The following is a 20,063-nucleotide window of genomic DNA, read 5'->3' as shown; positions in this document are numbered from 1 at the left end:
GCATCGAGGCGTGATCGACGTCGGCATCCTGGATCGGAATGCGCCCGCACCCCTGCACGAGCAATTGGCCCACGGCATCCGCACCGCGGTCCTCGCCGGTCGCGTGCGCGGCGGCGACGCCGTGCCGTCGAGCCGGGCGCTCGCGGCCGACCTCGGCCTCGCGCGCGGGACGGTCGTCGCGGCGTACGAGATCCTGGCGGGAGAGGGATACCTCGTCACCCGGCCGGGCGGGGGTACGGCCGTCGCCGAGGTCGCTCGCGCGCAGCTCCCGTCGCGCCCCGCGATCCCGGCGCTCTCCGCGCCGCAAAGGCCGGTGCCCGTCGTGGATCTGCGTCCCGGTCGACCCGGCACGGCGGGCGTCGTCGATGCCGCGTGGCGCTCCGCCTGGCGTCGCGCGAGCACCGTCGATGTCGGGGCCGACGTCGGTGACGTCCGCGGCGACCCCGCCCTGCGCGCCGCCATCGCCGGGCACCTCGGGCGTACCCGGGGCCTCGACATCGGCCCGGACGACGTCATCGTGACCGCGGGGACGAGCGACGCGATGCTGCTCACCCTGCTCGCCCTCCCGCCGCGCGGTGGGCGCCTGCGCGTCGGGGTCGAGAATCCCGGATACCCGCGCGTGCGCCGATTGCTCGCGCGCCTGGGAGCGCAGGCGGTGCCGATCACCGTACGGCCGGCTACGGGGCTCGACCTCGACGTCGTCGAGGATCTCGATGATCTGGATGCCGTCATCGTCACCCCGCACCACCATTACCCGCTCGGCAGTCGATTGGACGCCGCCGCCCGCTCCCGTCTGCTGCTCTGGGCCGAGCGGACCGCGACGGTCGTCATCGAAGACGATTACGACAGCGAGTTCCCGCACGGGCGGGTGCCCCTGCCCCCGTTGCACCTGCTGGCCCCTGCGGGTGTCGTCTTGATCGGCAGCGTGTCGAAGGTGCTGAGTCCGGCCCTGCGGTGCGGGTGGATCGTGGCGACCGGAACCCTCCGGGCCCGCATCGTCGACGCGCGCGCGGATCTCGATGCGCCCGTCTCGTCGACCCTGCAGCGCGCGCTCGCGCTGTATGTCGCCGAAGGCGCGTTGGCCCGCCACACCGCTCGCCGTCGCCGGGACTACCGGCACCGCCGCCGTCTGCTGCTCGAGGCGTTCTCCGCGGTCGACGACCTGACGTTGACGGCCACCGACGGCGGGCTGCACGCGGTGGTCCTGCTCGAGCACGCCGAGCCCGCCGCGGAGGACGAGGTGGTGGCCGCGCTCGCCGCGGACGGCATCATGGTCGCCCCCCTCTCCGGCTATACGGTGCCGAGGACCGTTGTCGACCTGCCCCCGGGCGTGGTGTTCGGATACGCCGAGCCGACGATCCCCGTCCTGATGGATGCCGTCGCCCGCATCGTCACGGTGGCGGGCGCCCGCGCCCGGCGGCATCCGCTGCCCGGTGCTTCCGCCGCTCCTCTTGACCCTGACACGGTGTGAGAAGGGAGAACGGAAGCATGTTGTCCATCGGAGCGTTCGCGCAGATCGGTCAGGTGACCCACCGCATGCTGCGGCATTGGGACACCGCGGGTCTGCTCGTACCCGCGCACGTGGACGAGCACAGCGGCTACCGCTCCTACGACCCGTCGCAGCTCGAGAGGCTGCACCGGATCGTGGCGTTGCGCCAGCTCGGTTTCGGTCTCGACGATGTCGCCCAGATCCTGGACGAGGGAGTGGATGCCAAGCGCATCGCGCTCCTGCTCCGCGAACGCCGGGCCGAGGTCGATCGCGAGCACCGGATCGCCGCCGCGCGGCTCGTCGACGTGGAGCAGCGCCTCCACCTCATCGAGAGAGAGAAGCACATGCGCCAGATCGAGATCGTCCGAAAGTCCCTTCCGGCCCTGCGCCTGGCCGCTCGTCGTCACCTCGTCGCGGACGGTGCGGAGATTGCGGGGGTGGTCGGCCCGACGTTCGACGGCGTCGCCGCCGTCGTGGGCGCGGAGAGTGGCGCACTCGACACTCCCGTCGCCCAATACGCGGCGAGCGAGGACGGCACCGAGGTCGTCGTCGGATACGTCTATGCCGGCCCCGCGCGCGACGGTGTCGAGATCGTCGAGCTCCCCGCGGTCGAGACCGCCGTGTGCGGCATCCATCTGGGTTCCATGGACCGCATCGGCGAGAGCTGGCAGTCCGTCCACGCGCAGATCCTCGAGCGGGGGCTCGTGCCGACCGGTCCGTGCCGCGAGCTCTACGTGCGGGCCGTGTCCGACGACCAGGCCGACTGGGTGACCGAGCTGCAGCAGCCGGTGGCCCCCGCCTGAGCTGACGGCTCGTCCGCGGCGGCCGTCGTGCGGATCGCGGAGGCGACACGCCGTGCCGGCGGATGGATCGCCGGCGCGTCGTGCCCCGCATCCGCAGGACGGTTCCGGATGCCGGGAACGCGGCCGGACGCCCTCAGCCCCCGAGGATCTCCAGCGCCGCCATCGCGGCGTTCTGCCCGCCGATGCCGCTGACCGCGCCACCGCGCTGCGCGCTCGAGCCGCACAGCAGCACGCGGGGGTGCGGGGTCGCGACGCCCCATCGCTCCGCGGGGGTGGAGGCGGGGGCGCTCAGCCACGGCCACGAAAGGGCGCCGTGGAAAATGTCGCCGCCGACCATGTTCAGCGACTCCTCGAGGTCGTGGGTCGTCCGCGCCTCGATGCACAGCCGGCCGTCGGGGGCGCGGAAGATGCAGTCGCGCAGCGGTTCGGCGATCACCGACTCCAACGACGCCTGCGCGGCCGCGAGCAGCTTGGCGCCCGCGGCGACCGGGTCCATGTCGGCGATCAGGCGGTGCGGCACCTGCAGGCCGAACATCGTCAGGGTCTGCGCGCCGTCCGCGACCAGATGGTCGCCGAGGATCGAGGGATCGGTCAGGGAGTGGCAGTAGATCTCGACCGGGAGCGGGTCGGGGATCAGACCCCCGGATGCCGCCACGTAGGCGGCATCCACCTGGGTCATGCTCTCGTTGACATGGAAGGTGCCCGAGAACGCGGCCTCGGGGCTCACGGAGTCGTCACGCAGGCGCGGCAGACGCGAGAGCAGCATGTTCACCTTGACCTGTGCGCCCTCGGGGGCGTCCGCGCCGGTCGTCGTGCTCCCGCCCGCCGACAGCAGCTTGTCGAGTACCGCGCGGCCGACGCCGCTCAGCACGAGATCGGCGTGGAAGACCTCGGAGCGGTCGGTCATCGTGTGCACGTCGCCGTCGGGCGAGATCGACATGACCTCCACGCCGGTGAAGATGTCGACTCCCGACTCGAGGGCCACGCGCTCGAGCTCTCGGGCCACCGTCCCCATGCCGCCGACGGGCACGTCCCAGTCGCCGGTCCCGCCGCCGATCACGTGGTAGAGGAAGCAGCGGTTCTGCGCGAGCGAGGGGTCGTCGGAGGCGGCGAAGGTGCCGATGAGTCCGTCGGTGAGGACGATGCCCCGCACGAGGTCGCTCTCGAACGATCGCCGCAGCAGGTCGCCGAGCGGCCGCGTCGTCAGGGCCTCCCATAGTCCGTCGTCGCCGATCGCGGCGCGGACGTCGTCGGCGGTCGGCAGCGGTTCGGTCATGGTGGGGAACACCGCCGCACCCAGCGGTGCGATGCGCTCGCCGAAGGCCGCGAAGCGCTCGGCCTCGGCGGCGCCGGCCTCACCGAGCGTGCGGGTGAACGAGGCGGTGGTGGCCTCGGCATCCTGCGTGTCGATCAGGATGCCGCGCGAGGGATCGGACGGGTCGGGAGTGTACGACGAGTACCGGCGCCGCTTCAGCGTGATACGCAGGCCCAGGTCGTCGATGATCTTCTGCGGCAGCAGGCTGACCAGGTACGAGTAGCGCGACAGGCGCGCGTCGACCCCCCGCCACGGGCGTTCGGACACGGCGGCGCCGCCGACGGTGTCCGTCCTCTCGATCACCGCCACACGGCGCCCGGCGCGGGCGAGGTAGGCCGCGGCGACGAGGGCGTTGTGCCCTCCTCCCACGATGACGACGTCGTACCGGCGAGTCTCCGAAGCGGTCATGACCCCACGGTAACGAGCAGGACGAATTCGCCGCAGGGGGTGGCGCGGATACCGTGGATGCCATGACACTCGCCGCAGACCTGCTCGACCTCGCCGCGCGCATCGCCCAGGATGCCGGCCGCCTGGCCCTTCGCCGCCGGCGCGAGGGCGTCACGGTGGCGGCGACCAAGTCCGCCGCGGCCGACATCGTCACCGCGGCCGACCGCGAGGTCGAGGCCTTCATCCGCGCGGAACTGGCGCGCGAGCGTCCCGACGACGGCTTCTTCGGCGAAGAGAGCGACGCCCGGGTCGGTACGAGCGGCATCACCTGGGTGGTCGACCCGATCGACGGCACGGTCAACTACGCCTACGGGATCCCCGCGTGGGCGGTGAGCATCGCCGCGGTCGAGGGTTCCGCCGACCCCGCGACCTGGACGGCTCTGGCCGGTGCGGTGTTCAACCCCGTCACGGGCGAGCTGTTCCGCGCCTCCCGGGGAGGGGGAGCGTGGCTGGGGGCCGAGCGGCTGTCGGTGAGCCAGGTCGGCGAGGCCGGCGGGTTGGTCGCCACGGGCTTCGGCTACAACCCCGAGACGCATGGTCCCGCGCTCGATCAACTGTCGCGGGTGATGCCCATCGCGCGCGATGTGCGTCGGATCGGCGCGGCGTCGCTGGATCTGGCCTCGGTCGCGGCCGGACGCGTGGACGCGTACTACGAGAAGGGCACGCACCCGTGGGACCACGCGGCCGGGACCCTGCTCGTCGAAGAGGCCGGCGGCACGGTCGGTGGCGCACCCGGGGGGCGTCCGGGGAACGGCATGGTGATCGCCGCGAGCCCGGCGTTCTTCGACCGGCTCGAACCGCTCTTGGACTACCCTCGGGTGAAATGACCGCCCCTGTCATGGCATTCCCAGACCCCACGGGGTAGTGTCTTTACCTGTTCGTTACTTTCCGCAACCCGAACCTGCGGAAACGGCCAAGCCCCCCAAGCCCGAAGCCGTCGCCCCTGCGCGACACGACACGAGAGCCCCCGCCGCGTTGCCGTCAGAAGCCTCCTCGACTGAGCCCGCCGTCACCCGACGGTCTCGTCGCCCCCTCTCCGAGCCCGCTCCCGAGACCGCACCCCGGCTGACCCGAGCCGAAATCCGCCGTCTCGCGGCCGTTCAGACCCCGGTCGCCACGATCGACGCCCCCGCGATCAAGGCCGCCGACCCCGCACCGGTCGACGCCGAGGCCGCTTCGCAGCCCGAGATGATCGAGAACGTCGCCGCGGCCGTGATGGAGACGGTCATCGCCGCGACCATCCAGCCGACGCTGCCGGAGTCCTCCTCGACCGACGCCGACGTGACCGATGCCCTCGATGTGACCGTCGTGGCCGAGCCGCGCTCCGATGAGGTCGCCGTCATCCTGCAGAGCGCCGACAGCGACGTCGCCACGACGCCGGTGTCCCTCCCCACCTCACCGATCACCCTTCCGGTGACGCGTCGTTCGCGTCGGCGCCCGCAGGGTCGGGTCATCCTCGACAGCGCCGAACAGTCCGAGCCCATCGAGGCCCCCGCGGCACCCGTCCGCCCGGCGCTCGAGACCTCGGGTGCGGCTTTCGGTGTCGGCGCCCCGGCTGACGACGACGCGTCCGCCGACGAGTTCGAGTCGGCCGCGCGCCTGTTCGCCTTCACCGGCGAGACGGCGGTACAGCCCCCCGTGACCACTCCCGCTCAGCCGGTCGTCGATGGTCTGCCCGCAGCTCCTCGGACGCGCCGCAGCGTCCGCCGCCTGGCAGCCACGTCGTTCTCCTTCGGCGTCATGGGCGTCGTCGGCTTGTTGACCGTCGGGATGACCATGCCGGTCAGCGCCCTCGCCTCCGCGAACGGCACCGACAGCGTGACGGCCCCCGCCGACACCGCCACCACCCGCCTCGCGGTCGGCGGCGACGTCGCTGCGGGTGACGGTCAGATCCAGGCCTACGTCGCGCCCGCCGAGGCCACGTCCGCCATCGTGGATCGTGCCGACGGCTACAGCGCCACCACGTACGCCAAGATGGCCGCCGATTCCGGGATCACCAACCCCTCGAACTTCTACGTCAACGACCCGACGGCGCCCATCCAGTGGCCCTTCGCGGTGGGCGTGCCGATCACGTACGGCTTCGGTATGCGAGAGGGCGGCTTCCACGAAGGCGCCGACTTCGTGCCCGGTGAGGGCTCACCCGTCCAGGCGATCGCCGACGGCACCGTGCGCATCGCGACCGAGCAGGGTGGTGCCTTCGGTGTCACTGTCCTGATCGACCACCAGATCGACGGGCAGCTCGTGTCCAGCCGCTACGGCCACATGCAGTACGGCTCGCTGCAGGTCACGCAGGGCGAGCGGGTCAAGGTGGGCCAGTTCCTCGGTCGCACGGGAAACACCGGTCGCTCCTTCGGCGCGCACACCCACGTCGAGATCCTGCAGAACGGCACGACGCCGATCGACCCCATCGCGTGGCTGCGTCAGCACGCCGGCGGGTGACCGATTGGTGCGGGAGTATCGAGTTCTGATATTCTCTTCTAGTTGCCCGGAGCGATCCGGGTACGCCCCGATAGCTCAGTGGCAGAGCACTTCCATGGTAAGGAAGGGGTCGTCAGTTCAATCCTGACTCGGGGCTCAAGGCATCCTCATCCGAATCCTGGATGCCGTGCGGCGGGGTAGCTCAGTTGGTGAGAGCGCACGACTCATAATCGTGAGGTCGCGGGTTCAAGCCCCGCTCCCGCTACCGGAGAAGTCATCGAACGAGGGACTTCACCACGTCGGGTCACGCATTCATCGCCAAAGCGTCGGAGATATCTCCGACGCTTTTCTCGTGTCGAAGTGCTGTCGCGGACGGCCCGCGTCGGCGCTCCCGCGGTCGCGCGGACCACACGCAGCCGACCGGCGTGCGACCGGTGCATTCCGCACCGAAGAGCCGTGCATTGCCTCGTAGGGATCGACGTGGCAATGTCGCCTCACGGCGCATTCGTCTGAGGGATGACAGCAATCCCCGGCAGCCGACGTGGAGGGTGATGATGTCGACCGATCCGCACAGTGCTCCCGTGTCGGAACGGGCCTGGCGCGAAGACGCCGAGGCGCGAGCGCGGGGTCGCGTGCAGATGTTCAATTCGACCCGGCCGGACGGGCTCGACGGATGGACCGTCGCGCTCGAGCAGTACGACGCGCTCGTTGCCGCCATTCTCGGCGCGGTCGACGCCTTCGCCGCCGACGATGGGTCCGTCCCCTTGAAGACGGTCGTCGAAGAGGTGCAGCGACAGCTGGGGCAGCATCCCGCGTTCCCGGGAGGTCGCCTCTCCAATTACACCCGCTACACGAAGGTGGACCTCGAAGCGCGGGGGGTCCTGGAGCGCATTCCGAAGTCATCCCCGCAACGCATCCGTCGAGTCGACGGGGCCGAGAGCAGCCGGCACGACCCCGGAAACGACGAGATGCCGTGAGCGCGGCCGTGCCTCTGCGACTCAGTGGTGCGTCGGGTGACGCCTCTCGAGCGCGGAACCCTCGACGTCGATGTTGGGGATGATGCGGTCGAGCCAGCGCGGCAGCCACCACGCGGACCCGCCGAGCACGTGCATCACCGCGGGGATCAGCAGCATGCGTACGACGAACGCGTCGAACAGCACGCCCAGCGCCAGCCCCAGACCGAACGACTTGATGATGACGGCCTCCGAGGTGATGAAGCCCGAGAACACGGCGATCATGATGATGGCCGCGGCCGTGACGACCGTGCGTCCGGCGCGGAAGCCCTGCGCGACCGCCAGGCGGGGGGTCGACCCGTGCGCCCACGCCTCGCGCATGCCGGTGGTGAGGAACAGCTGGTAGTCCATGGCGAGACCGAACAGGATGCCGACGAGGATGACGGGGAGGAAGCTCAGGATCGGACCGGGGTTGTGGACTCCGAACAGCTCGCCCAGCCACCCCCATTGGAACACCGCGGTGACGGCACCGTACGTCGCGAACAGCGACAGTACGAAGCCCGCGGTCGCGATCAGCGGAACCAGCAGGGACCGGAAGACGGCGATCATGATCAGGAACGACAGCCCGACCACCACGACCAGGTAGATCGGCAGGACGTCGGCGAGGCCCTCGGAGATGTCGATGTTGATGGCGGCGGCGCCCGCGACACCGAGTTCGACGCCGCCGTCGACGGGCGGCAGCATCCTCAGGTCGCGCACGAGGCGCTCCGTGGATTCGGCATTGGGACCCTCGCGGGGAATGACCTGGAACGCGGCCAGCGTCCGGTCCTCGGACACGGCCACGGGCGCGACCGCCTCGACATCGTCCTGGGCGAAGAGCTCGCGGGCGATGTCGAGCTGCAGTCCCGCGACATCGTCTTGCGCGGTGTCGGCGGGGAGGGTGGCCGTGACGAGCAGGGGAGCGTTCGCTCCGGGACCGAACGCCTCCTCCGACCAGGTGAAGGCCTTGTAGCCGGTGGAGTCCTCGGCCTCGGATCCTCCGTCGGGGAGCCCGAGCCGCATCGACAGGGCGGGGATCGCGACGACCAGCAGGACGATGGTGGCCACCACCATCGTCACGATGGCGCGAAGCGTCGACATCGGCTTGACGGGCGCAGCGGCGCCGGTCGCCTCAGGGCCCGTCGTGCGACCGGGGTGTTCCGCGGCATCCGTGGTGCGCGTCCCCGCTCGGGTGCGGCGGCGCGCAGGCTCCTCGTCGTGGGTCGCGGCGAGGCGTGCGCGGGCGCGGCGGCTGAGGATGCGCGTGCCCGCCAAGCCCAGCAGCGCGGGGATCAGCGACACCGCGATGAGGACGGCGACGAGCACACTGACGGCGCCCGCGGTGCCCATCAAGCCGAGGAAGGGGATGCCGGTGATGTTGAGGGCGAGCAGAGCGACGATCACGGTGAGGCCGGCGAAGACCACGGCGGTGCCCGCCGTGCCGTTGGCGAGACCGATGGAGTCCCGCACCGCGGCGCCCTGCAGGAGCTGGCGCCGGTGGCGATAGAGGATGAACAGCGCGTAGTCGATGCCGACCGCGAGTCCGAGCATGACGCCGAGGAAGGGGGTGACCGAGGCCATCTGCACCACCCCCGAGAACGACAGCGTCGCCATCGCGCCGATGGCCACGCCGACGATGGCGGTGAGGATCGGGAACGACGCGGCCAGGAGCGACCCGAGGACGGCGATGAGGACGATGCCGGCGACCGCGACGCCGACGACCTCGCCGACGCCGAAGATCTCGGGGATGCCCTGAGAGATCTCGGTGTTGAAGGCGACCTCGACCCCGTCGACGCCGGTCGCGGTGAAGTGGTCGACGACAGCCTGCTTCGATTCCTCCGACAACTCGAGGCGCGGCTGATCGAACGACACGTTGACGATCGCGGTGGAGGCGTCGTCCGAGACGAGACGGATGGCATCCGCGAACGAGAGCAGTTCGGCGCCGTCGTCGAGCCGGGTCTCTTGCGCCGCGATCTCGGCGAGACCGTCGTCCAGCTGCGTCTGCTGCTGCTCGAGCTGAGCACGCTGCTGGTCGAGCTGCGCCTGCTGCGACTCGAGGGCGTCGAGCTGTGCCTGCTTCTGCGCGGCGGGGAGGGGCGCCGCCTCGAGCTGTGCGCGTGCGGCGTCCAGCTGCTGTTGCCCCTGATCGAGCCGGGCCGCACCGTCGCCGAGCTGCAGCCGGCCGGCCTCGGCCTCGGACCGGGCGTCGGCGAGCTGTCGGCGACCGTCGACGACCTGCTGGCGTTGCGTGTCGAGCTGGGCCTGGGTCGCGAAGGGATCGGTCACGCGCGCGACGTCGGGCAGGTCGGACGCGGAGGCGACCAGGGCGGCGATGTCGCTCTTCTGGGTGTCGGTCAGGGCGGACCCGTCGGAGGTGCGGAAGACGACCGCCCCGGACGCACCGCTGAAATCGGGTAGCTCGTCCTGCAACTGCGCGATCACGTCTCCGGATGCCGTGCCGGGGATGTCGAAGCTCGAGCTCAGCCCCTTGAAGCCCAGGGAGAAACCGCCGACGACCACGGCGAGCAGGACACCCCACGCGATGATGACGGTCCACGCGCGACGCGCGGCGAAGGTTCCGAGGCGGTGCAGTAATTCGGCCATGCGGCGTTCCTCTCGTGCGGTGCGCGCGAGGGAGCACCGTCGGCTCCGACCAGTCCGAAAAACATAACACGCACCGTCTCGTCTCGGCTTCCGTCGAGATCCCGCACAATGAGTGCTATGGCTCTCGCACGCACCGGCCCCGTCCGCAGCGAAGCGGCACGCATGGCGATCCTCGACGCCGCGGTGTCGCTGTTCACCGAGCGGGGATACGACCACCTGACGATGGAGGGGATCGCCCGCCGCGCCGGAGTGGGAAAGCAGACGATCTACCGCTGGTGGCCCGGCAAAGGCGATGTGATAGCCGAGGCGATCCTCGAGGGGAGGCTGCTGAGCGACCGGCGCGACCTCCCCGACACGGGCGACGCCCGCACGGACCTCGCGGCGTGGCTGAGCGAACTGTTCACCCTGCGCGCGAGCCCCGACGGCGAGGGGCTCCTGCGTTCGCTCGTCGCCGCGGCGGCCGGGAGCGCCGAGACGGGGCGACGGCTGAGGACCGAGATCCTCGCGGCCCCGCTCATGGAGCGTCTCTCCCAGGCGCTCGGCGGAGCCTCGGGACCGCAGCTGCACGCCGCCGCCGATGCGCTGGTGGGGGCGGTCATCCTCCGCGCCCTGAGCCGGGAGGAGTTCGATGTCGCGGACATGCTGCTCCTCGTCGACACGGTCGTGGGTCGAAGCGATCCGTCTTCTTGACGACGGCCCGGCGCCCTGCGGGGCGTCAGGCGCCGCGGGCCGCGGACGGACGTCGCGCGTATGGACTTCGTGAGGAGACGAGCCTTTCGACGGCCGCGTGAGTAGGAAGGAGGGATGAGCGCCCTCACTGTTCTGGCCCGATTCGCTTCCGGGGTCCGCGTCGGCGGTGACCGGGCGAGCCTCGGTCTGGGTGTCCTCGACGCCGGAGAGGGCACGGCGCCGGCGACCCTGCTGTACGGGATCGACCTGCGCGCCCACCGGCGCGGGCGGTGGCTGCGACGGGCGCTGCGCGAACGGGTCGTCCTGCTGCGGGAGGAGTTGGCGGACGGTCCCGACTACCGGCGGGTCGTCGCCTTCGCGGTCGTGTCGGGACCGCGGGAGGCCGCCTACGCGCGCGCCCACCTGGAGGCCGGGGCGGATCTGCTCCACCAGGCCGTCGAGCGGCACCGGGGGCACACGTTCTGCCTCGCGGTCGTGATCACGCACTGCCCGCTCAGCGCCGACCTCCTGCGCACCTCGCTGTGCGACGAGGCGATCACGATGCCCGAGGGGGCGGGCGCGGTGACGTGGCCCGAGGTGGAGCGGGTGGGACTGCGCCGCGCCCTCGTGGACGCGCACCTGTGAGCGGCGGACGAGCTCGACCCCTTCTCACCGGGCGTCGCGCACCGCTGCCCCGGGAGCCTCACGCCATGGTGTCGAGGATCCCCACGAGGTCGTCGAACGTCGTCCGCGGGTTGAGGATCGCGAAGCGGGCGTTCACGCGGCCGGCGTGACTGGAGGGCGTGACGAACGCGTGCTGGCCGTCCAGGAGCTGCGCCGACCACCGGTCGTAGTCGGGCTTGGCCCACCCTGCGCGCTCGAAGACGACCACACCGAGCTGCGGGCGGCGGACGAGGGTGAGATCGGGGCGTCGATCGATCTCGTCGGCGATACGCGCGGCCAGGTCGATCGCCGAGGTGATGGCCTCGCGGTAGACACCCGCCCCGTATGTCGCCAGCGAGAACCACAGCGGCAGACCGCGGGCACGACGGGTGAGGTGCGCGGCGAAGTCCGATGGGCTCCAGTCGCTGGTCTCGGTGAGGGTGTCGAGGTACTCGGCGTGCTGCGTGTGCGCGCGGCGGCCGCGTTCGGGGTCGCGGTAGATCAGCGCGCACGCGTCGAACGGCGCGAAGAGCCACTTGTGCGGGTCGACGACGAGCGAGTCGGCGTGCTCGACGCCCGCGAAGCGGTGGCGCGCGCGGGGGGAGAGCATGCCGGTCAGGCCGTAGGCGCCGTCGACGTGCAGCCACACGTCGGTGCCCTCGATCGCGCGGGCGACATCGGCGATGTCGTCGACGATGCCGAAGTTGGTGGAGCCCGCGGTGGCGACGACGGCGAAGACGCTGTCGCCGTACTCGTCCAGTGCCGCACGCACCGCGTCGCCGCGCAGGACACCGTCCTCGCCGACGGGCACGCCGACGACCTCGACGTCCATCACGCGGGCGGCCGAGGCGATCGACGAATGCGCCTCGACGCTGCAGACCACGCGCCAGGCGTCCGGGCGGGGCGTGCCGGCATCCGCGAACCGGTCGCGTGCGGCCTCGCGTGCGGCGACCAGCGCCGAGAGATTGCCCAGTGTGCCGCCCTGCACGAAGACCCCGCCCGCCCCCGCGGGGAGGCCGAACTCGGCGGCGAGCCACCGCAACACCTCGTTCTCGGCGTGGACGGCACCGGCGCCCTCGAGCCATGACCCGCCGTACAGCGCGCTCGCCGACACGACGAGGTCGAAGGCCGCGGCCGCCTTGGTGGGGGCGCTGGGGATGAACGACAGGTAGCGCGGGTCGTCGGTCGTGATGCACGCGGGGGCCAGCACGTGCTCGAAGACGCCGAGGGCCCTGCGGGCACCGATGCCGTCCTCGTCGATCGTGCGGCCCGCGAGACGGGTCAGCTCGGCTGCGGGAAGGGGCTTGTCGAGCGGGGTGTCCTCGGCGTTGAGCCGACCCCGGGAGTAGTCCAGCACCATGTCGACGATCGCGCGCGTCTCGTCGCTGACTTCGTGCATGCGCGCGGCGGGGGAGTGGGCCATCGAGACCTCCGGATTCGTGGCCGTCGGCTGTCGCGCGGGGGTGGCGCGGGCGGCGACGGCGGGGAGCCGACGAGCGCGGGGTCTACGGCATCCGGCTCGATCAGGGGTAGTTTATTCGCCACCCGAGCCTCGGGCGCACGCGCCGTGCAGGCCCGGTCCTCACGGCGCCTCGGCAGGCAATCGCACCGCGAACACCGTCCGTCCCGGCGTGCTGTCGACGGCGATGCGTCCCCCGTGCGCCCCGACGATGGCCTGCGCGATCGACAGGCCCAGTCCCGTGCTGCCGGCATCGCGGTTGCGCGCGTCGTCGGCGCGGGCGAAACGGTCGAACAGGCGTTCGGCGACGCCGGGGTCGATGCCGGGCCCGTCGTCGGCGACGCCGAGGACGGCCTCGTCGCCCTCGCGCGCCAGCGACAGCGTCACCGTCGTTCCCGGGGGCGTGTGCGTCGAGGCGTTGCGCAGCAGGTTGGCCACCACCTGGCGCAGCCGGTTGCCGTCGCCGCGCACCGTGATCAGGTCGTCTGTCACGTCCAGGCGCCACGAGCGGGTGGAATCGGCGGCCTGCGCGTCGCCGACGGCGTCGACGGCGAGCAGCGTCAGCTCCACGTCGTCGCGGCGCAGAGGCTGACCGGCATCCAACCGCGCCAAGAGCAGCAGGTCGTCGACGAGGGATGCCATGCGCGCGGCCTCCGACTCGATCCGGTCGAACGAGCGCGCCTGCGTCTGCGTCATGGGTGCCGCCTCGCTCAGCGACAGCTGCGCATACCCGCGGATGCTGGACAGGGGTGTGCGGAGCTCGTGGCTGGCATCCGCGATGAAACGCCGCAACTGCTCCTCGCTGTACTGGCGGGCGGCGAGCGAGGTCTGGACATGGCCGAGCAGGTCGTTGAGCGACGACCCGACGCGCCCGACCTCGGTCGCCGGATCGGTGTCGACCGGCGCCACGCGGTCGGGGATGTCGACCGTGCCGGTGTCCAGCGACAGTGTCGACACGCGCTGCGCCACCTGGGCGACCCGGTCGAGGGGGCGCAGGCTCCGGCGCACGAACAGCGAGAGGCCGAGGATCGCCGCGATCAGCACCACGGCTCCGACGGCGGCCAGGATCACGATCAGGGCGGATGCCGTGGCGGTGACGTCGGCCTCGGACTCGCCCGCGAAGATCGTGGCGCCGTTCGTCTGCGCGGCGGCCACGCGGAAGACGCCGAGGTCCGCGCCGAGATCCACGCTCGTGGGCTGCCGATCGGTCGGCACCGCGGACCGCAACCGCGCCACCTGGTCGTCGGTGAGCGTCAGCTCGGTGCCGTCGGAGCGGGTGTATCCCGAACGCTGCACGGTGCCGTCGGTCGAGACCACCGCCTGCAGCGACCCCACCCGCGGCGCGGGACCGCCCGTGTCCCCGGGGGGTCGCGAGCCACCGTCGTCGCGATCGGAGCCCGCGACGAACGACAGGCCCTCGCGCACCTGCTGATCCAGGCGGCCGACGGCGAACGAGCGCAGCGCGACGATGGTGGCGACGCTCATGATCGCGAACGCCACGCCGACGAGCACGCTCGTCCCCACGACGAGGGTGCGCCGCAGCGTCCACCGTCGGGGCGTGCGTGAGAGGGTCATGACGCCTTGATCTGGTAGCCGACTCCGCGGACGGTGTGGATGAGCGGTTCGCCCAGGCTGTCGATCTTCTTGCGCAGGTACGAGATGTAGATCTCGACGACGCTGCCGTCGCCGCCGAAGTCGTAGCTCCACACCTCGTCGAGGATCTGCGCCTTGCTGAGCACCCGGCGGGGGTTCTGCATGAGGTAGCGCAGCAGCTCGAACTCGCGCGCGGTGAGCTTGACGGGGACGCCGCCGCGTTCCACCTCGTAGGCCTCCTCGTCGAGCGAGAGGTCGCCCACGCGCAGCCGCTGATCGGCGTCGGCGAGCACGGCGACGTGACGTCGGGCCATGCCGCGCAGTCGCAGGACGACCTCCTCGAGATGGAAGGGCTTGGTCACGTAGTCGTCGGCGCCTCCGCCGATGCCCGCGATGCGGTCCTCCGCCGCGTCCTTGGCCGTCAGCAGCAGGACCGGGGCGTCGTTGCCCGCCGCGCGCATGCGCGCGAGGACGCCCAGGCCGTCCAGCCCCGGCATCATGATGTCGAGCACGATCAGGTCGGGCGCGAATTCCCGGATGACCGTCAACGCCTCGTGCCCCGTCGCGGCGGTGCGCACGTCCCACCCCTCGTTCTGCAGGGCCATGCGCAGCAGCTCGCTGAGATTGGCCTCGTCGTCGACGACGAGGGCGCGTATCGGCGTGCCGTCGGGACGGGTCAGCGGGGCGGGACGGGGGCTCATGGATGCCAGCATGCACCGTCCGGCCACGGGTCACCACGCGACATAGATCCTTCATAGCAAGGGTGAGGGGACGGTGAGGGTGCGCGATGCGGGGGTCCGATCCCGCGCAGCCGCGCCCGCCGCGGGGCCGAGGCCGCCCTGCGGACGTAGCCTGAAGCGGGGAGAACGGGAGGAACCGATGTCGAGATCGACTCGTCCCGCTCGACCGACGCCGCCACAGAACCCGCCGACCCCGTGACGAGCCCTCCCGATCCGCGCCGCTGGCGCGCCCTCTCGGTCATGCTGATGGGGCAGTTCGCGGCGCTCCTGGACGTGAGCGTCACCAACGTCGCCCTGCCCTCGATCGGTCGGTCCACCGGCGCCGGCGCGAGCGAACTGCAGTGGATGGTCACCGGGTACGTCCTCGCCTTCGGCCTGGTGCCCGTCATCGGTGGCCGCCTCGGCGACGGCCGCGGTCGGCGACGGGTCTTCACGATCGCCGTTCTCGGGTTCGTCGTCGCGAGCGCCGCGGTCGGTCTCGCACCGACCCCGGAGATCCTGATCGCGGCGCGGGTCGTCCAGGGACTGTTCGGCGGCATGATCGGGCCGCAGGTGTCGGGGTTCATCCAGAGCGTCTTCCCCGCCGGCGAGCGGGGTCGGGCCTTCGGGCGGCTCGGCCTGACGGTGGGGGCGGGTACCGCCCTGGGGCCGGTCGTCGCGGGCCTGCTGATCTCGGCCGGCGGGGAGGACGTCGGGTGGCGTCTGGTGTTCTTCATCAACGTGCCGATCGGTGTCGCGGCCGTGCTGCTCGCGCGGCGGTGGGTTCCCCGCGACGTGCCCGCGCCGTCGGCCGCGGGGCGGCTCGACCTGTGGGGCGCTGCGCTGCTGGGTGCGGGGCTGTTCGGCATCCTGTTCCCGATCGTCGAGGGCGGCCAGGCCGGCGGGCCCCTCACCCTGCTGCTGCTCATTCCCGCGGCGGGGGTGCTGTTCGCGTTCGTGCGTCACGAGGCGCGACGCACGAGGGCGGATGCCGCGCCACTGCTGGACCTGCGGTTGTTCCGCGTGCGCTCATTCGTGACGGGCGTGGTGTTCGCCGTGGTGTTCTTCTGCAGCAACACCGGTGTCCCGCTCGTGCTGGCGCTGTACTACCAGGACGGGCTCGGCTTCACCGCCCTGCAGTCCGCGCTGGGGGTCACGGCCTACGCGGTCGGAACCGTCTTCGGAGCGCCCGTCGCGGGGCGGTTCGTCTCGCGTGTGGGGCGCCCGCTGCTGGTGGGGGCGGTCGCGGTGTTCACCCTCGTCACGATCGTGCTGGGCCTGGCCGTGCAGGCGTCGCCCGCGGCGACGGATCCCGCCGACGTCATCCTGCGACTCTGCCTGCCGCTGTTCGTCCTGGGGCTTGCGGGCGGATCGATCGTCACGCCGAACCAGACGCTGACGCTGGCCGAGGTCGACCCCGCCCGCGGTGGGGTCGCCGGCGGCGTCGTGCAGACCGCTCAGCGGGTGGGCTCGGCGATCGGGCAGACGGTGCTGGGCACGGTGTTCGTCGCCGTGCTCGCCGGAATAGCGCGCGCCGCGGGACCGGGATCGCCGGCCGAGGATCCGACCGCCTTCAGCGCGGCCCTGACGATCGCCCTGACAGTCTCGGTCGCGTTCTCGGGCGCCGCGCTCGTGCTGAGCGCTGTCGAGGTGCGCCGCAGCCGTCGTCGCTGACGCTCAGTCCTCGTCGTCCCACCGCGAGCGCGGGCGCTCGTCGTCGTCGCGCCGGTGCCCGCGACGGGGCGAGGACCACTCCACCCGGAAACCGCACTCGCGACACTCGTCGGCCGCTTCGCCCTCGTCGAGAAGGGGGTGCATCGTGATGCCGCAGGCAGGACAGATCGGTTGCCGGTCGTCGGCGGGGACGTCGAGGTAGGTCATGGTTTCCGCTCCACGAGGATCGTCGACGCGCGCCGCGGCCGACGAGGAGCGAAACCGGTTCCCGCGCCGACTTGTTCCCCTCGACCCGACGATCCCCGGACCCCGCGCGATGCACGGCCCGCTAGCGTCGGAGCATGAACGCCGCCCGCCTCGGTCTCGGACTCGCCGCCGTCGGCCGCCCCGCCTACATCACGACCGCGCGCGACGCCGACCTGGGCGAGCCCGCCCGGCGCTCGATCGATGCGATGCGCGCGCGGGCGCACGAGCTGCTCGACGAGGCGTGGGCGCTCGGCATCCGCTACGTCGACACGGCGAGGTCCTACGGGTACGCCGAACGGTTCCTCGGGTCGTGGCTGGCCACCCACCCCGAACGCCGTGGCGCGATCACGATCGGCTCGAAATGGGGCTACGAGTACGTCGGCGCATGGCGGATGGATGCCGAGGTGCACGAGCGCAAGGATCACTCCGCCGCGATGTTCGACCGGCAATGGCCCGAGACGCTCGACGCCCTCTCCACGGTGCCCGACCTGTATCTCGTGCACTCCGTCACGCCCGACAGCCCCGTGCTCGCGGACGCCGAGGTGATGGCGCGCCTTCGCGCGCTCGGCGAGCGGGGAGTGACGGTGGGCCTGTCGACGAGCGGCCCCCACCAGGGCGAGGTGGTGCGCGCCGCCATCGCCCTCGCCGACTCCCCGTTCGGTGCGGTCCAGGCCACGTGGAACCTCCGCGAGTCGACGGTCGGCGACGCCCTCGCCGCGGCGCGCGATGCGGGGTGGACGGTCGTGCTCAAAGAGGTGCTGGCCAACGGCGAGCTGGCGCGGGCCGCGCCCGAGGGCGACCTCGAGCGGGCGGCATCCGGGATCGCCCCGGACGTCTTCGCGATCGGGGCGGCGCGGGCGCAGCCGTTCGCCGACATCGTGCTGGTCGGGGCGACGACGCGGGAGCACCTGCGAACCGCCGTGTCGGCATCGGCCCGCCCGATCGGACGGGCCGTGCGCGACGCGCTCGCCGTGGACCCGGTCTCGTACTGGCGAGAGCGTTCCGCGCGCCCCTGGAGCTGACGCGGGCCCGCGTCCGGGAGGAGCGGGGGCGGATTCAGGGCACGCAGCGCACGCTCGCGACCGCGCCCGAGACGTTCGCCGACGACCCGGCGATCGCCGTGGCGAGCACCGATCCCGACGACGAGCGCGCCTGCGCGTAACCGGCGGAGCGCGCGTTGGCGATCGAGCGCACGGTGATGCCGGGGGAGTAGGTGCCGCACGTCGACCACGACACCCGCGTCCCGGACAGCCCCGAACCGCTGTAGGCGCAGACGTTTCCCGTCGCGCAGCTGCCGACGGCCCGCTCGCCGTCGGCGGGGACGTCGATGCGCATCCCCCGGTCGGGCCACTCCGCGTGCCGGGCGTCGATGACCACGCCCCCGGGAATATCGGCGAGCGCCGCGGCGATGTCGGGGTGAAGGTCGGGGGTGTCGCTCATCGGGGAGCATCCTCTCGGTCGCGTACGTCCCACAGGGCGTACTCCGTCACGGATCCGGGGGGGAGGTCGAGGTCGGTGTTCGCACCGATCAGCGCCGACTCGAAGCCGACGATGCGGCCGGTCTCGACCGAGACCAGCAGCGTGACGTCGGTGTTCGCGATCGAGGAGGGGACACCGGCGATGCCGACCACCTCGCGTCCGATCCGATCGCGCGTCGTTCCCAGCGAACGCACGCCGGGGGTCGCGGCGACGACCTCGAGCAGGGCGGACTGCTGCGCGTCGTCCAGCGTCCATTCGCCCAGCACGGTGCGGGCGCCGGTGATCGCGTCGCCGGCGGTCAGCTCGCCCTCGACGCCGGAGGACGACCGCAGCAGCGCGCGCATCGCGTCGACGGTGGGCGCCGGGGGCTCGGGCGACAGCGGCCGGAATTGGTTCTGGACGTAGCGCACTTCGCCCACGACCGTCCCGGGGGGCGGATCGCCGGCGGGCACCGTGTCGCCGTCGGCGTCGGTGGCCTCGGCCGCGATCGTCACGACCGAGCCCGAGAAGTCCCGGTTCCACCTCAGGTCGACCCACTCGCGCCGGAACACGGTGGCCTCGGCGCCGTCCGCCGACGCGCTGAAGTACCACCCCAGCGAGAGCGAGCGGCGTTCGGCCGCGACCTCGTCGTCGTCTCGTGCGAGCGCGGCGCGGGCGTCCTCGATCGCCTGGCCGGGGTCGACGGGCTCGGCGGTGTAGACGAGGGGGGTGGGAGTGAGAGCGGATGCCGAGGGTGCCGGCATCCACAGCACCCCCGTCACGATGGTCAGGATCACGACGACGGCGGCCGCGGCCGAGGTCAGTGCGACGAGGGGGCGGCGGCGCGCGGGGCGGCGGCGCGGAGCCGGGTCGCGCCCGACGATCTCGCGCAGTCGCCGCTCGGCGTCGAGGGGGATCGGCGCGTCGAGGGGGGTCGCGGCGGGGTCGATGCGTCGCATCGCGCGGGCGAGTTCATCGTCGATCATCGGACACCCCCTCCCGGACCGCGGGGGCGGCCCGCAGCAGGGGGCGGAGTTTCGCCCGCGCGCGGTTCAGGCGCGTCCACACGGCGCCCGTGCTCATCCCCATCACGACGGCCACGTCGGCGGCCGGCAGTTCTTCCCAGTATGTCAGCCAGAGGATCTCGCGCTCGGCCTCGGGCAGCGCGCGCATGGCGTCGAGCAGGTCGCGCACCATCGCCGACTCCGATTCGGTCGAGAGTGTGCGCACCTGGTCCTCGATGTGCGTCCACAGTGCCCCTTCCCGATCTCGTCGTCGATATTCGTTCGCGATGAGGTTGCGAGCGGTGCGGTACACCCACGGCAACCCGAACGGATCGCGGGGATCGCGTTTGCGCCACGCGATCTCGAAGCAGTCCATGGCGAGATCCGCCGCGGCCTCACGGTCCGACACCCGACGCTCGATGAAGCGGAGGACGGCGTTGTGATGCTCGCGGAAGAAGGCCACGAAGTGCTCGTCGGTCACGGGCGGACGACTCCGCTCGATCGAAGGGG

The 20,063-nt window shown here is 71.9% G+C and carries 18 protein-coding genes and 2 tRNA genes; 11 read left to right on the top strand and 9 right to left on the bottom strand.

Annotated features, from left to right (window positions below; genetic code table 11):
• Window positions 1–10: 10 nt before the first annotated feature.
• On the top strand, window positions 11–1,471 hold the full coding sequence (locus ACIPVB_RS10965) for a PLP-dependent aminotransferase family protein (protein WP_400368869.1): 1,461 nt from the start codon (window positions 11–13) through the stop codon (window positions 1,469–1,471).
• A 17-nt stretch (window positions 1,472–1,488) separates the two neighbouring features.
• Entirely contained in the window at window positions 1,489–2,292 is an 804-nt protein-coding gene (locus ACIPVB_RS10960) for a MerR family transcriptional regulator (protein ID WP_400368868.1), read from the top strand.
• Window positions 2,293–2,425: 133 nt separating this feature from the next.
• On the opposite strand, the gene ACIPVB_RS10955 is transcribed toward ACIPVB_RS10960, so the two are convergent.
• Window positions 2,426–4,015, bottom strand: a complete 1,590-nt coding sequence (locus ACIPVB_RS10955) for a phytoene desaturase family protein (RefSeq protein ID WP_400368866.1) — start codon at window positions 4,013–4,015, stop codon at window positions 2,426–2,428.
• Between the two features lie 62 nt (window positions 4,016–4,077).
• Between ACIPVB_RS10955 and ACIPVB_RS10950 the strand changes: the two genes are divergently transcribed.
• The 5 genes from ACIPVB_RS10950 (at window position 4,078) to ACIPVB_RS10930 (ending at window position 7,449) form a co-directional block, all read left to right on the top strand.
• A complete protein-coding gene (locus tag ACIPVB_RS10950; protein ID WP_400368865.1) occupies window positions 4,078–4,881 on the top strand; it encodes an inositol monophosphatase family protein in 804 nt (267 codons plus the stop codon).
• 148 nt (window positions 4,882–5,029) lie between these two features.
• Entirely contained in the window at window positions 5,030–6,493 is a 1,464-nt protein-coding gene (locus tag ACIPVB_RS10945) for a peptidoglycan DD-metalloendopeptidase family protein (RefSeq protein ID WP_400368864.1), read from the top strand.
• A gap of 64 nt (window positions 6,494–6,557) precedes the next feature.
• Window positions 6,558–6,629 (top strand) — tRNA-Thr (locus ACIPVB_RS10940).
• 34 nt (window positions 6,630–6,663) lie between these two features.
• Window positions 6,664–6,737, top strand: a tRNA-Met gene (locus ACIPVB_RS10935).
• Between the two features lie 316 nt (window positions 6,738–7,053).
• Complete coding sequence (locus ACIPVB_RS10930; RefSeq protein WP_400368863.1) at window positions 7,054–7,449, top strand: DUF6958 family protein; 396 nt, start codon at window positions 7,054–7,056, stop codon at window positions 7,447–7,449.
• A 21-nt stretch (window positions 7,450–7,470) separates the two neighbouring features.
• On the opposite strand, the gene ACIPVB_RS10925 is transcribed toward ACIPVB_RS10930, so the two are convergent.
• Window positions 7,471–10,068, bottom strand: a complete 2,598-nt coding sequence (locus ACIPVB_RS10925) for an MMPL family transporter (RefSeq protein WP_400368862.1) — start codon at window positions 10,066–10,068, stop codon at window positions 7,471–7,473.
• A gap of 117 nt (window positions 10,069–10,185) precedes the next feature.
• Between ACIPVB_RS10925 and ACIPVB_RS10920 the strand changes: the two genes are divergently transcribed.
• Together ACIPVB_RS10920 and ACIPVB_RS10915 are read left to right on the top strand one after the other, a co-directional pair.
• Window positions 10,186–10,758: a TetR/AcrR family transcriptional regulator gene (locus ACIPVB_RS10920; RefSeq protein WP_400368861.1), complete on the top strand. Its 573-nt coding sequence runs from the start codon at window positions 10,186–10,188 to the stop codon at window positions 10,756–10,758.
• Between the two features lie 114 nt (window positions 10,759–10,872).
• Complete coding sequence (locus ACIPVB_RS10915) at window positions 10,873–11,382, top strand: hypothetical protein (protein WP_400368859.1); 510 nt, start codon at window positions 10,873–10,875, stop codon at window positions 11,380–11,382.
• A 58-nt stretch (window positions 11,383–11,440) separates the two neighbouring features.
• Here the strand turns inward: ACIPVB_RS10915 and ACIPVB_RS10910 are convergent, their stop codons facing one another.
• The 3 genes from ACIPVB_RS10910 to ACIPVB_RS10900 form a co-directional block, all read right to left on the bottom strand.
• Window positions 11,441–12,823 carry a pyridoxal phosphate-dependent decarboxylase family protein gene (locus ACIPVB_RS10910; protein ID WP_400368858.1) on the bottom strand — a complete coding sequence of 461 codons (1,383 nt, stop codon included), beginning with the start codon at window positions 12,821–12,823 and terminating at the stop codon, window positions 11,441–11,443.
• A gap of 159 nt (window positions 12,824–12,982) precedes the next feature.
• Entirely contained in the window at window positions 12,983–14,434 is a 1,452-nt protein-coding gene (locus ACIPVB_RS10905) for a sensor histidine kinase (RefSeq protein WP_400368856.1), read from the bottom strand.
• Entirely contained in the window at window positions 14,431–15,153 is a 723-nt protein-coding gene (locus tag ACIPVB_RS10900; RefSeq protein ID WP_400368855.1) for a response regulator transcription factor, read from the bottom strand. The genes ACIPVB_RS10905 and ACIPVB_RS10900 overlap by 4 nt, the downstream gene beginning before the upstream one ends.
• Before the next feature lie 234 nt (window positions 15,154–15,387).
• On the opposite strand from ACIPVB_RS10900, the gene ACIPVB_RS10895 reads away from it, so the two are divergent.
• Window positions 15,388–16,845, top strand: coding sequence for an MFS transporter (locus tag ACIPVB_RS10895; RefSeq protein WP_400368854.1), 1,458 nt, complete (start codon window positions 15,388–15,390; stop codon window positions 16,843–16,845).
• Between the two features lie 3 nt (window positions 16,846–16,848).
• On the opposite strand, the gene ACIPVB_RS10890 is transcribed toward ACIPVB_RS10895, so the two are convergent.
• Window positions 16,849–17,052, bottom strand: coding sequence for a zf-TFIIB domain-containing protein (locus ACIPVB_RS10890; protein ID WP_400368852.1), 204 nt, complete (start codon window positions 17,050–17,052; stop codon window positions 16,849–16,851).
• 134 nt (window positions 17,053–17,186) lie between these two features.
• Between ACIPVB_RS10890 and ACIPVB_RS10885 the strand changes: the two genes are divergently transcribed.
• On the top strand, window positions 17,187–18,113 hold the full coding sequence (locus tag ACIPVB_RS10885) for an aldo/keto reductase (RefSeq protein WP_400368850.1): 927 nt from the start codon (window positions 17,187–17,189) through the stop codon (window positions 18,111–18,113).
• A gap of 34 nt (window positions 18,114–18,147) precedes the next feature.
• Here the strand turns inward: ACIPVB_RS10885 and ACIPVB_RS10880 are convergent, their stop codons facing one another.
• Genes ACIPVB_RS10880 through ACIPVB_RS10870 form a run of 3 tightly spaced genes read right to left on the bottom strand, consistent with a single transcriptional unit; the run spans window position 18,148 to window position 20,034 of the window.
• Entirely contained in the window at window positions 18,148–18,531 is a 384-nt protein-coding gene (locus ACIPVB_RS10880; protein ID WP_400368849.1) for a hypothetical protein, read from the bottom strand.
• Window positions 18,528–19,535: a hypothetical protein gene (locus ACIPVB_RS10875; protein WP_400368848.1), complete on the bottom strand. Its 1,008-nt coding sequence runs from the start codon at window positions 19,533–19,535 to the stop codon at window positions 18,528–18,530. Before ACIPVB_RS10875 ends, ACIPVB_RS10880 begins: the two co-directional genes overlap by 4 nt.
• Entirely contained in the window at window positions 19,522–20,034 is a 513-nt protein-coding gene (locus tag ACIPVB_RS10870; RefSeq protein WP_400368846.1) for an RNA polymerase sigma factor, read from the bottom strand. The genes ACIPVB_RS10875 and ACIPVB_RS10870 overlap by 14 nt, the downstream gene beginning before the upstream one ends.
• Window positions 20,035–20,063 lie beyond the last annotated feature (29 nt).

Source organism: Microbacterium sp. NPDC090007 (assembly GCF_044748345.1).
Taxonomy (GTDB): Bacteria; Actinomycetota; Actinomycetes; order Actinomycetales; family Microbacteriaceae; genus Microbacterium.
This window is presented reverse-complemented; position numbering and strand designations above follow the sequence as displayed.

What these genes read in the sequence shown, in the direction of transcription:
- ACIPVB_RS10960 (WP_400368868.1), top strand. Translation starts at nt 1,489, where the DNA reads ATGTTGTCCATCGGAGCGTTCGCGCAGATCGGTCAGGTGACCCACCGC.
- ACIPVB_RS10955 (WP_400368866.1), bottom strand. Translation starts at nt 4,015, where the DNA reads ATGACCGCTTCGGAGACTCGCCGGTACGACGTCGTCATCGTGGGAGGA.
- ACIPVB_RS10950 (WP_400368865.1), top strand. Translation starts at nt 4,078, where the DNA reads ATGACACTCGCCGCAGACCTGCTCGACCTCGCCGCGCGCATCGCCCAG.
- ACIPVB_RS10925 (WP_400368862.1), bottom strand. Translation starts at nt 10,068, where the DNA reads ATGGCCGAATTACTGCACCGCCTCGGAACCTTCGCCGCGCGTCGCGCG.
- ACIPVB_RS10920 (WP_400368861.1), top strand. Translation starts at nt 10,186, where the DNA reads ATGGCTCTCGCACGCACCGGCCCCGTCCGCAGCGAAGCGGCACGCATG.
- ACIPVB_RS10915 (WP_400368859.1), top strand. Translation starts at nt 10,873, where the DNA reads ATGAGCGCCCTCACTGTTCTGGCCCGATTCGCTTCCGGGGTCCGCGTC.
- ACIPVB_RS10910 (WP_400368858.1), bottom strand. Translation starts at nt 12,823, where the DNA reads ATGGCCCACTCCCCCGCCGCGCGCATGCACGAAGTCAGCGACGAGACG.
- ACIPVB_RS10905 (WP_400368856.1), bottom strand. Translation starts at nt 14,434, where the DNA reads ATGACCCTCTCACGCACGCCCCGACGGTGGACGCTGCGGCGCACCCTC.
- ACIPVB_RS10900 (WP_400368855.1), bottom strand. Translation starts at nt 15,153, where the DNA reads ATGAGCCCCCGTCCCGCCCCGCTGACCCGTCCCGACGGCACGCCGATA.
- ACIPVB_RS10890 (WP_400368852.1), bottom strand. Translation starts at nt 17,052, where the DNA reads ATGACCTACCTCGACGTCCCCGCCGACGACCGGCAACCGATCTGTCCT.
- ACIPVB_RS10885 (WP_400368850.1), top strand. Translation starts at nt 17,187, where the DNA reads ATGAACGCCGCCCGCCTCGGTCTCGGACTCGCCGCCGTCGGCCGCCCC.
- ACIPVB_RS10880 (WP_400368849.1), bottom strand. Translation starts at nt 18,531, where the DNA reads ATGAGCGACACCCCCGACCTTCACCCCGACATCGCCGCGGCGCTCGCC.
- ACIPVB_RS10875 (WP_400368848.1), bottom strand. Translation starts at nt 19,535, where the DNA reads ATGATCGACGATGAACTCGCCCGCGCGATGCGACGCATCGACCCCGCC.